The sequence below is a fragment of the Nonomuraea terrae genome (genome assembly GCF_004348995.1).
GTDB classification, from domain to species: Bacteria; Actinomycetota; Actinomycetes; order Streptosporangiales; family Streptosporangiaceae; genus Nonomuraea; species Nonomuraea terrae.
In genome coordinates this window covers 1-8,401 of the sequence record NZ_SMKQ01000289.1, presented here as the reverse complement: position 1 = coordinate 8,401, position 8,401 = coordinate 1, and the positions used below count along the sequence as shown (strand labels likewise).

Annotated in this window: 10 protein-coding genes and 1 pseudogene; 3 read left to right on the top strand and 8 right to left on the bottom strand. The window is 70.4% G+C overall.

The features are described 5' to 3' along the window. Together E1286_RS43805 and E1286_RS43800 are read right to left on the bottom strand one after the other, a co-directional pair. Positions 1 to 255, bottom strand: a pseudogene (locus tag E1286_RS43805) (MFS transporter); the annotation flags it as partial. Next, on the bottom strand, positions 252 to 839 hold the full coding sequence (locus E1286_RS43800; protein ID WP_165970190.1) for an MFS transporter: 588 nt from the start codon (positions 837 to 839) through the stop codon (positions 252 to 254). The pseudogene E1286_RS43805 and the gene E1286_RS43800, both read right to left, overlap by 4 nt. A gap of 54 nt (positions 840 to 893) precedes the next feature. On the opposite strand from E1286_RS43800, the gene E1286_RS43795 reads away from it, so the two are divergent. Beyond that, complete coding sequence (locus E1286_RS43795; RefSeq protein WP_132622795.1) at positions 894 to 1,100, top strand: hypothetical protein; 207 nt, start codon at positions 894 to 896, stop codon at positions 1,098 to 1,100. A 52-nt stretch (positions 1,101 to 1,152) separates the two neighbouring features. Here E1286_RS43795 and E1286_RS43790 read toward each other — a convergent pair whose 3' ends face one another. The 4 genes from E1286_RS43790 to leuC all read right to left on the bottom strand — a co-directional run bounded on the left by E1286_RS43790 (position 1,153) and on the right by leuC (position 3,755). Next, positions 1,153 to 1,452 carry an HU family DNA-binding protein gene (locus E1286_RS43790; RefSeq protein WP_090760437.1) on the bottom strand — a complete coding sequence of 100 codons (300 nt, stop codon included), beginning with the start codon at positions 1,450 to 1,452 and terminating at the stop codon, positions 1,153 to 1,155. Positions 1,453 to 1,551: 99 nt separating this feature from the next. Further along, positions 1,552 to 1,791 (bottom strand): SCO5555 family protein, encoded by a 240-nt coding sequence (locus tag E1286_RS43785; RefSeq protein WP_132622793.1) that lies wholly within the window; start codon positions 1,789 to 1,791, stop codon positions 1,552 to 1,554. Continuing rightward, a complete protein-coding gene (gene leuD / locus E1286_RS43780) occupies positions 1,770 to 2,357 on the bottom strand; it encodes a 3-isopropylmalate dehydratase small subunit (protein WP_132622791.1) in 588 nt (195 codons plus the stop codon). Before leuD ends, E1286_RS43785 begins: the two co-directional genes overlap by 22 nt. A 12-nt stretch (positions 2,358 to 2,369) precedes the next feature. Continuing rightward, on the bottom strand, positions 2,370 to 3,755 hold the full coding sequence (gene leuC / locus E1286_RS43775; RefSeq protein ID WP_132622799.1) for a 3-isopropylmalate dehydratase large subunit: 1,386 nt from the start codon (positions 3,753 to 3,755) through the stop codon (positions 2,370 to 2,372). Between the two features lie 170 nt (positions 3,756 to 3,925). Here leuC and E1286_RS43770 point away from each other — a divergent pair, with 170 nt between their 5' ends. Both E1286_RS43770 and E1286_RS43765 read left to right on the top strand, forming a co-directional pair. Beyond that, positions 3,926 to 4,642, top strand: a complete 717-nt coding sequence (locus E1286_RS43770; protein ID WP_043618626.1) for an IclR family transcriptional regulator — start codon at positions 3,926 to 3,928, stop codon at positions 4,640 to 4,642. Between the two features lie 58 nt (positions 4,643 to 4,700). Beyond that, positions 4,701 to 6,410 carry a hypothetical protein gene (locus tag E1286_RS43765; RefSeq protein WP_132622789.1) on the top strand — a complete coding sequence of 570 codons (1,710 nt, stop codon included), beginning with the start codon at positions 4,701 to 4,703 and terminating at the stop codon, positions 6,408 to 6,410. A 436-nt stretch (positions 6,411 to 6,846) separates the two neighbouring features. Here the strand turns inward: E1286_RS43765 and E1286_RS43760 are convergent, their stop codons facing one another. Both E1286_RS43760 and E1286_RS43755 read right to left on the bottom strand, forming a co-directional pair. Then, a complete protein-coding gene (locus E1286_RS43760) occupies positions 6,847 to 7,629 on the bottom strand; it encodes a class I SAM-dependent methyltransferase (protein ID WP_132622787.1) in 783 nt (260 codons plus the stop codon). Beyond that, on the bottom strand, positions 7,626 to 8,258 hold the full coding sequence (locus E1286_RS43755; RefSeq protein WP_132622785.1) for a maleylpyruvate isomerase family mycothiol-dependent enzyme: 633 nt from the start codon (positions 8,256 to 8,258) through the stop codon (positions 7,626 to 7,628). Before E1286_RS43755 ends, E1286_RS43760 begins: the two co-directional genes overlap by 4 nt. Between the last annotated feature and the right edge of the window lie 143 nt (positions 8,259 to 8,401).

Here is an 8,401-nt window from a genome sequence, read left to right as displayed (position 1 = left end):
CAGCGGCGTCGCCCCCCACATGAGGAAGCGCATGCTGGCGTTGACCCGGCCCAGCAGGCGCTCGGGGGTGATGCGCTGGCGGTAGCTGAGCTGGGCCACGTTGAAGACCGTCGCGGCGACGCCCGCCAGGGACGAGGCGACCGGGAAGATCAGCAGCCGCCAGCCCGGCCCGGTGGCGATCGCGGGCAGTTGCAGGGCCGTGGTGAGCAGGGCGGAGCCGTACAGGGTGGGGCCCACCCCGTAGCGGCGGGTCACGCGGTCGGCCAGCGCCGCGCCGCCCAGCGCGCCGACCGCAGCAGGCCGTACTGGGCGGCGTCCACGCGCAGCTCCACGGCGTCGGCGAGCAGCGCGAACGGCGCCGTGACCGCGGCCACCAGCCACCCGCCCACGCCGGGACCCGCGAGGACGGGCACCTGCCTGGTGCCCTCCAGCCGCCCGTTGGCGCGTTCGAGCCGCTCCACGGGGACGATCGCGGGCAGGAAACTCATCTGCGCCACGTCGAAGAAGACCGTGCCCACGCCCAGCACCAGCGCGACCGCGTACAGGTGGGGCAGGGTGAGCGCGTCCAGCCAGGCGGCGGCGGGGACCGTGGCGAGGGCCACGCCCCGCACCAGCTCGGCCCGGACGAGCACGGGACGGCGCCGCCACCGGTCCACCCACACCCCGGCAGGGAGCCCGACCAGCAGGAACGCGGCCGTCTGCACGGCCGACAGCACCCCGAGCTCGAACGCGCCCGCGTCGAGGACGAAGACGGCGGTCAGCGGCAGGGCGACGAGAGTGATCTGGGTGCCGAGCTGGGTGACCCCGTTCGCCCACGCGAACCGCTGCAAGTCGCCCATGACGGCGATCATGTACCGCTCGCCGCGGGCCGGGCAAACTCTTATCCTGGCCGCATGCAGGCGACCGTACGCAGCTTCGACGAGGCCACCCGCTCGGGCACGGTGTTCCTCGACGACGGCACCGTGCTGGAGTTCGGCACGGCCGCCTTCGACGCGGGCCCGCTGCGGCTGCTGCGCAGCGGCCAGCGGGTCAACCTCGCGATGACGGGCGGCCAGATCACCTACGTCACCCTGTCGACCTTCCCGGTCCCCGACCGGTGAACGCGAAACGCCCGGGCCACCGTGGCCCGGGCGTTTCGCAGCGACAACCGGTTTACTTCTTCTTGCCGATTTTCTTGCCGCCCTCGTTCACCAGCTCCTTGAAATCGGAACCGGGACGGAACTTGGGCGCCCAGCTCTCAGCGACATTGATTTCCGCACCGGTGGACGGGTTGCGCGCCGTTCGGGCGGGCTTGTTCACCATCTCGAACGCGCCGAAGCCCGTGATCGAGACCTTGTCGCCGGAGGCCACGGCCTTTTGGATGGCGTCGATGACCGCGTTCACGGCCTCGGTGGCCGTCTTCCTGTCGCCCACGCGATCCGCGATGGCCTCGACGAGTTCTCGCTTGTTCATGTAAGTCCTGCTCCCCCAGTTACGGCTCGGGGTTCCGGCTCACGAGTACGACGTAGAAACCCCTTACGCGCTCGAAAGTAGGCGGGATCGCGGGGGAACTCAATCACCCTGCGTGTTTTCTACGTCTCGTGGCGTGTCGAAAGTGGCGTCGAGGGAGGTGAGAAACGCTTCCAGACGTGCCGCTGCCCTTTCCGGGTCACGCTTGGCAAGGTCACAAATGGCGAGATAACGGCGCGCGAGGCGCTCTTTGTCGGCGGCGGGGAGCATGCGGACGCGGCGGTGCGCTTCGCGCAACCGCCGCGCCAGTTCGTCGTCTTCTAGACGGTCGTCGGCAGCCATGGCTGCCGACCATTCTCGTACGTGGTGACGTCGTCGGCGTGACGCAGGGTCAGGCCGATGTCGTCGAGGCCCTCCATGAGCCGCCAGCGGGTGTAGTCGTCGATCTCGAACGCCACCGCCTCATCGGCCCAGCGCACCTGGCGCTCGACCAGGTCGACGGTGACGTCCAGCGTGGGCTCGGCCTCGACGGCCGCCTGCAGCAGCTCGACCTTCTCGGCCGGCAGCACGACCGGCAGTAGGCCCATCTTGGTGGAGTTGTTGCGGAAGATGTCGCCGAAGCGGGCGGCGATCACGACGCGGAACCCGTACTGCTGCAGGGCCCACACGGCGTGCTCGCGGGAGGAGCCGGTGCCGAAGTCGGGGCCGGAGACGAGGATCGTGCCGCCTTCGTAGACGGGGTCGTTCAGCACGAAGGTGGGGTCTTCGCGCCAGGCGGCGAACAGGCCCTTCTCGAAGCCGGTGCGGCTGACCTGCTTGAGCCAGACGGCCGGGATGATCTGGTCGGTGTCGACGTTGCTGCGGCGCAGCGGCACCGCCGTACCGGTGTGAGTGGTGAAGGCTTCCATCGTTGTCGTTCCTTACAGGTCGGCGGGGGCGGTCAGGCGGCCGGTGACGGCGGTCGCGGCGGCGACCTGCGGCGACACCAGATGGGTGCGGCCGCCCTTGCCCTGGCGACCCTCGAAGTTGCGGTTGGAGGTGGACGCGCTGCGCTCGCCCGGCCGGAGGGTGTCGGGGTTCATGCCCAGGCACATCGAGCAGCCGGCCTCGCGCCACTCGGCGCCGGCGGCCTTGAACACCTCGTGCAGACCCTCCTGCTCGGCCTGCTGCTTGACCATCATCGAGCCCGGCACGATCAGCGTGCGGGTCTTCACCTTGCGGCCGCGCAGGACGTCCGCGGCCGAGCGCAGGTCCTCGATGCGGCCGTTGGTGCACGAGCCGACGAACACCGTGTCGACCTCGATCTCGCGCAGCGGCGTGCCGGCGGTCAGGCCCATGTACTCGAGGGCCCGCTCGGCGGCGGCGCGCGCCACCGGGTCGTCGAAGGACTCAGGGGTCGGGACGGACTCGCCCAGCGGCAGGCCCTGGCCCGGGTTGGTGCCCCACGTGACGTACGGGGTCAGCGTCGAGGCGTCGATCTCGACGACCTTGTCGAACACGGCGTCGTCGTCGGTGCGCAGCGACTTCCAGTATTCGACCGCCTGGTCCCACGCCTCGCCCTGCGGCGCGTGCGGGCGGCCCTTCAGGTAGGCGAACGTGGTCTCGTCCGGCGCGATCATGCCGGCGCGGGCGCCCGCCTCGATCGACATGTTGCAGACGGTCATGCGGCCCTCCATGGAGAGCTTGCGCACGGCCTCGCCGCGGTACTCGACGATGTAACCCTGGCCGCCACCGGTGCCGATCTTGGCGATGATGGCCAGGATCAGGTCTTTGGCGGTGACGCCGACGGGCAGCTCGCCCGAGACCTCGATGGCCATCGTCTTCGGCCGGTAGGCCGGCAGCGTCTGCGTGGCCAGCACGTGCTCGACCTCGGAGGTGCCGATGCCGAACGCGATGCCGCCGAACGCGCCGTGCGTCGAGGTGTGGGAGTCGCCGCACACGATCGTCATGCCGGGCTGCGTGAGGCCGAACTGCGGCCCGATGATATGCACCACACCCTGGCCGGCGTCGCCCATCGGGTGCAGCCGGATGCCGAACTCGGCGGCGTTCTTGCGCAGCGTCTCGACCTGCGTCTTGGACACCGGGTCGGCGATCGGGCCCAGCACCGTCGGGACGTTGTGGTCCTCGGTGGCGATGGTGAGATCGGGCCGTCGCACCTTACGCCCGGCGAGACGGAGCCCGTCGAACGCCTGCGGGCTGGTCACCTCGTGAATGAGGTGCAGGTCGATATAGAGCAGGTCCGGTTCGCCCTCGGCGCGCCGGACGACGTGTTGCTCCCAGACCTTCTCGGCCAGTGTGCGGGCCATGATCTCCTCCTGCTGGTGTGCGATGCTGCCCATCGCCGCTCGGTCGCTCGGACCCGGTCTCTTCCGTCCGCGGCGCCGTTCTCCGCGCTCGTCGTCAGAGACCGGCGCTTCCCCTCGCGGGAGAAACCTACGACTTGCTTTCTCATATGTCGAGACTGCAGTATCGGTTTATGGACAACTCTAGCGGAGTCGGAGTACTCGACAAGGCCGTTCTGGTACTCAACGCCCTCGAAGCGGGGCCCGCTTCACTGGCGCAGCTGGTTCAGGCCACCGGCCTGGCCCGACCCACGGCCCACCGGCTGGCCGTCGCACTCGAGCATCACCGCATTGTGAGTCGTGACACACAGGGGAGGTTCGTCCTCGGCCCCCGGTTGTCGGAGTTGTCCACCGCGGCGGGCGAGGACCGGCTGCTGGCGGTGGCCGCGCCCGTACTGATGCAATTGCGTGATCTGACGGGGGAAAGCGCCCAGTTGTATCGCCGCCAGGGCGACGAGCGCGTGTGCGTCGCGGCCGCCGAGCGGGCCAGCGGCCTGCGCGACACCGTCCCCGTGGGGTCGGCGCTGCCCATGACGGCGGGCTCGGCGGCGCAGATCCTGCTGGCGTGGGAGGAGCCCGACCGGCTGCACAGAGGGCTGCGCGGCGCCAAGTTCACCGCCGCCACGCTGGCCTCCGTACGCCGCCGGGGCTGGGCCCACAGTGTCGGCGAGCGCGAGCAGGGCGTGGCCAGCGTGTCGGCGCCGATAAGGGGCAGCGGCGGCAAGGTGATCGCGGCCGTGTCGGTCTCCGGCCCCATCGAACGCCTCACCAGGGCACCGGGACGCCTCCACGCCGTGCCCGTCATGGCCGCCGCCGAACGCATCACCGAGGCGATGCGCCGCACGTCATGATCGGCAAAAGCAGGTATTTGGGGAGCCGAGTGCCTCGGGAGCGCACTAGCCTGAGTGGGTGACAGATCGCATCGAGGTAGCCGCCACTGAGCTGCGACCCCTGCTCGAAGAGTTCATCATGTGGGCGCGTGCGAACGCCCCCGGAAGCGACCCCGAGCTCGTGGGGCCCGCCGCACTGTGGCACCGTCTCGCCTTCTCGCAGGACCTCGGCACGTGGAAGCGTGCCGACCTGCGCAACCTGCTGCTCGAGCGCATGCCCAAGGTCGTGGAGGATCCCGACGCCGCCGCCGACGGGATGCTCCCGGCCGTGGACGCGTACCTGACGTTCCTCGACCAGACCGGCAGGCTCGCGAAGGGCTCGGACTCCCTCGCCGATCTGCAGGCCGAGCTGGACGACGTCGAAGACGAGTTCGTCGACCTCATGGAGGAGCTGCTCGAAGACTCCGAGGACGGCGACGACGACGAGGAGGCCGGTGACCTGGGCGACTTCGAGCCGTTCGCCGACCAGCTGGCCGCGCTCGACACGATCAGGCTGCGTCCCGACGCCGAGCTGGCCGAGGCCGCCCGCCGGGCGCCGCTGATCGCCATGGCGCGTGACCTGGCCGTCTGGGTCGGCCCCGGCCGGCGTGTGGGCGAGGAGACGTTGCTCACCGACGCCGAGGTCGAGGAGGCGCTGGTGGCCAGCGGGCTGCCCAGGCCCGAGACCGACGGCCCCGTCTCCGAGGCCGTGCCCCAGCTGTGGAACATCTGGAACCTCGCCGTCGACCTCGAGTTCCTCGAGCCGGGCGAGGGCAGCACGGTCGGGGTGCAGGACGACACGGCGGAGTGGCCGTTCGACGACGACGAGGACGTCCTCGACGCCTGGATGCTCGGGCTGCACTCCGTCGACTACGGCGACCCTGAGCTTGACGACGAAGACCTCACCATGGCCCTGACGGGGCTGACCCGGGGCCTGCTCGCCAGGCTGCTCCTGGCGGGCGGCTCGCGCGAGCGCGACGAGCTGGCGCGGGAGCTGTCGGAGGCCGCGGCCGAGCTCGACGAGCTGGGCTCCGACGCGTGGGAGGCGGCGGGTGACCCGCTGGCGCCCGCGATCGACTGGCTGATCGGCTACGGCATGGTCGAGGTCGACGGCGACACGGTCCGACTGACGCCGCTCGGCACCGAAGGCGTCGTCCACCTGATCGACGACGCCGACATCGAGGTCGACGCCCGTCCCGCGATCGAGTCGATGAGCGCCCACGAGCTGCTCGCGCTCAGCGCCGAGCTGCCGGAGGAGGAGGCCGACGCCGAGTTCGCGGCGTGGATGCGGCTGCGCGAGCCCCACCGGGCGGCCGAGGAGCTGCTGGAGGCGGCGTCCGAGGACGACAGCGACGCGCTGATCAGGGTGCAGGCGGCCAGCGTCGTCGGCACGCTGGGCGAGGCCGCCGTCCCGGCCTGGCAGAAGGCGCTCGAGGAGCCGTCGCTGCGGCCGTACGCGGCCACCCACCTGAGCCAGTTGGGCGTCGAAGGGGCGCCCGAGCCGTCGCAGGACGACACCCACTGGCTGATTCTCGACATGTGGACGATCTCGGCCGGGCTGGGCCGGTCCGAGTTCGTGGGCAGCCTGCGCGACATCGGCGACGAGATGACCACGGGGCTGCTCGAGGTCATCTGGAAGATCCCGCACGCCCACGTGGAGGAGCTGCTCGACCTGATCTCCCAGGTCCACCCGGACAAACAGATCGCCAAGGCGGCCCGCCGCGCGCTGTTCAAGGCCCGCTCGTTGTAGCCCGCCCTTCGGGGCTCGAACCGCCGTACAAGAGGTCCCCGCCGTCCCCGGCGGGGACCTCTTCGTTTCCTTCACGCTCACGGCGGCCGGCCCCACCCCCCGCACGTGGCGGGCCTCCCTCCAGGGAGACGCTCCTCCAGCTCACATGGCCACCCACCGTTACGTGCGCCCACTGGGCCCTGTCCGCGAGACCCTGTTGCCCACAGAACCACCCCCGAGATCCCCTGACCCGAAAAGCCGCCCACCAGGGGAAAGCAGCGGTGAGTGATCGGACCCTGCTGTGGGGTCGGTGGTTTCCATGCGGCATCGGGGCCTGGTCGGCGGCTTACCCGAGAAGGTGACCGTCCCCGAACGACTCCCAAGAGGGCCGGCTGCTGGGACCCCTTACAAGATCAGTTCCATTGACTCGGCCAGGGCCGTGGCGGATGGTCGTCGATCAGCGGTGTGCGGTGATCAGACGGGCGCTCGGGCGATGGTTCAGTTCACCAGTTGGAGCGCGGCGGAGGAATTCCGCGCGTAGCCGGCTGATGAAGGCATCTCCGCGGGCGTTGGCGAGCCCTCGCAGGGGACCTGAGCGGGTGTAGGCGTCGAAGAAGGTCGGCGCGTCCGGATGGGTGATCGGGTAGGACAGCTGCTCGTCCTGTTCGACTGTTGCGCCCTGTGCCGCCGAAGCGGCCACCAGTCGGTCTTCCCACGAGTTGTCCCCGGCGGGTACGTGAGCGCGCACCACCTCGTCGATGAGCGTGAACGGCCCGTCGGGTTCGGTGACATCGGGCCAGAAGACAACCGACAGCCGTCCGGCGGGGCGAAGCGCCGCCACCCATGACCTGAGTGCGAGGTCGGGCCGGGGAAGCTGTTGCAGACCGAACACGGACACCACCGCAGCGCATCGGCCCGACCAGCAGGCATCCAGGGTGGCGGCGTCGCCTTCGACGACGCGCGCGTTCGGCCACCGGCCGGCCCGCCGCTGGGCCCGGCGGACCATGCCCGCGGACAGGTCGATGCCAACGATCTCACGGCCGGGAAACTGCTCGGCCAACAGGTCCAGCTCGGGGAACGTGCCGCAGCACGGCACCAGGATCGGACCATCGGGGACCGGGACGACCGTGACCGCCCGCACCGCGGCAGTCACCCAGCGGGCGAAGCGGGGGACGAAGTAGGCGTCATAGCCGTCGGCGGCATCGTCCCAGCCGCGCGCCGGCGTTTTCGGATCGGTCACAGTGCGGCCCGAATCCGTTCGGCTCCCGTGCCGGACAGGGCGGTGAGGCCCGTCGGCCGTCCGGTGGCCAACAGGAGCAGATCGTCGACCGGGCCGCGTATCTCGTCGGGACCCTGACCCGCTGACCAGTCCAGGTCGGTGGCGATGAGCCGCATACCGCGGAAGCGCTCCCGGCAGCCGTAGAACGCGCTGTCGCGGACGTAGTCAAGGGCGACCGTGGCGGAAACGGCCGGCATCTGTCGCACGCGGCCCAGCGGACGGGCGATGTCCTGCCCGTGCACGAGGGCGTCGACGAGCGGGTCGAGCGGGCCGGTGCCCGGGGCGCGGCGGGGCGAGCCGGCGGTCTGGTGAATCTGCGCGATGAGCTGCGCCGGGGAGAACTTGGCCGCCCGCGCCCGGGCTTGGGTGGCGATCATCGTGTTGAAGTCGCCACCCGCCCGGATCACGCCGCCGAGCGTGCCGAGGAACGTCGAGCGGGTCGACAGGGTCAGGTGGGCGGCGACGTCGTGCACGGTCCAGCCGGGACACAGCGAGTCGGTCTGCCACTCCCGCTCACTGAGGTCATTTAGAAAATCGGCGAGGCTGAGCCGTTCGGCCTCCACCTGGGCAAGGATCTCGCAGCGGTCCATGTCCACCTCCGGCGTCACATCATGATTTCGGTGAGTTACGCGTTGATCATTGGTACTGTCGTCGCGGTGGTCAGGTCCGCCGACGAGTGCCCGCCCACCCGGATCCCCGCCTCCTTCACGGCCTTGTCGTAGGCCTGTCTCGT

Bases quoted from the DNA above. Each gene is read 5' to 3' on its own strand.
- E1286_RS43800 (WP_165970190.1), bottom strand. From the start codon at position 839: ATGGGCGACTTGCAGCGGTTCGCGTGGGCGAACGGGGTCACCCAGCTC.
- E1286_RS43795 (WP_132622795.1), top strand. From the start codon at position 894: ATGCAGGCGACCGTACGCAGCTTCGACGAGGCCACCCGCTCGGGCACG.
- E1286_RS43790 (WP_090760437.1), bottom strand. From the start codon at position 1,452: ATGAACAAGCGAGAACTCGTCGAGGCCATCGCGGATCGCGTGGGCGAC.
- E1286_RS43785 (WP_132622793.1), bottom strand. From the start codon at position 1,791: ATGGCTGCCGACGACCGTCTAGAAGACGACGAACTGGCGCGGCGGTTG.
- leuD (WP_132622791.1), bottom strand. From the start codon at position 2,357: ATGGAAGCCTTCACCACTCACACCGGTACGGCGGTGCCGCTGCGCCGC.
- leuC (WP_132622799.1), bottom strand. From the start codon at position 3,755: ATGGCCCGCACACTGGCCGAGAAGGTCTGGGAGCAACACGTCGTCCGG.
- E1286_RS43770 (WP_043618626.1), top strand. From the start codon at position 3,926: ATGGACAACTCTAGCGGAGTCGGAGTACTCGACAAGGCCGTTCTGGTA.
- E1286_RS43755 (WP_132622785.1), bottom strand. From the start codon at position 8,258: ATGGACCGCTGCGAGATCCTTGCCCAGGTGGAGGCCGAACGGCTCAGC.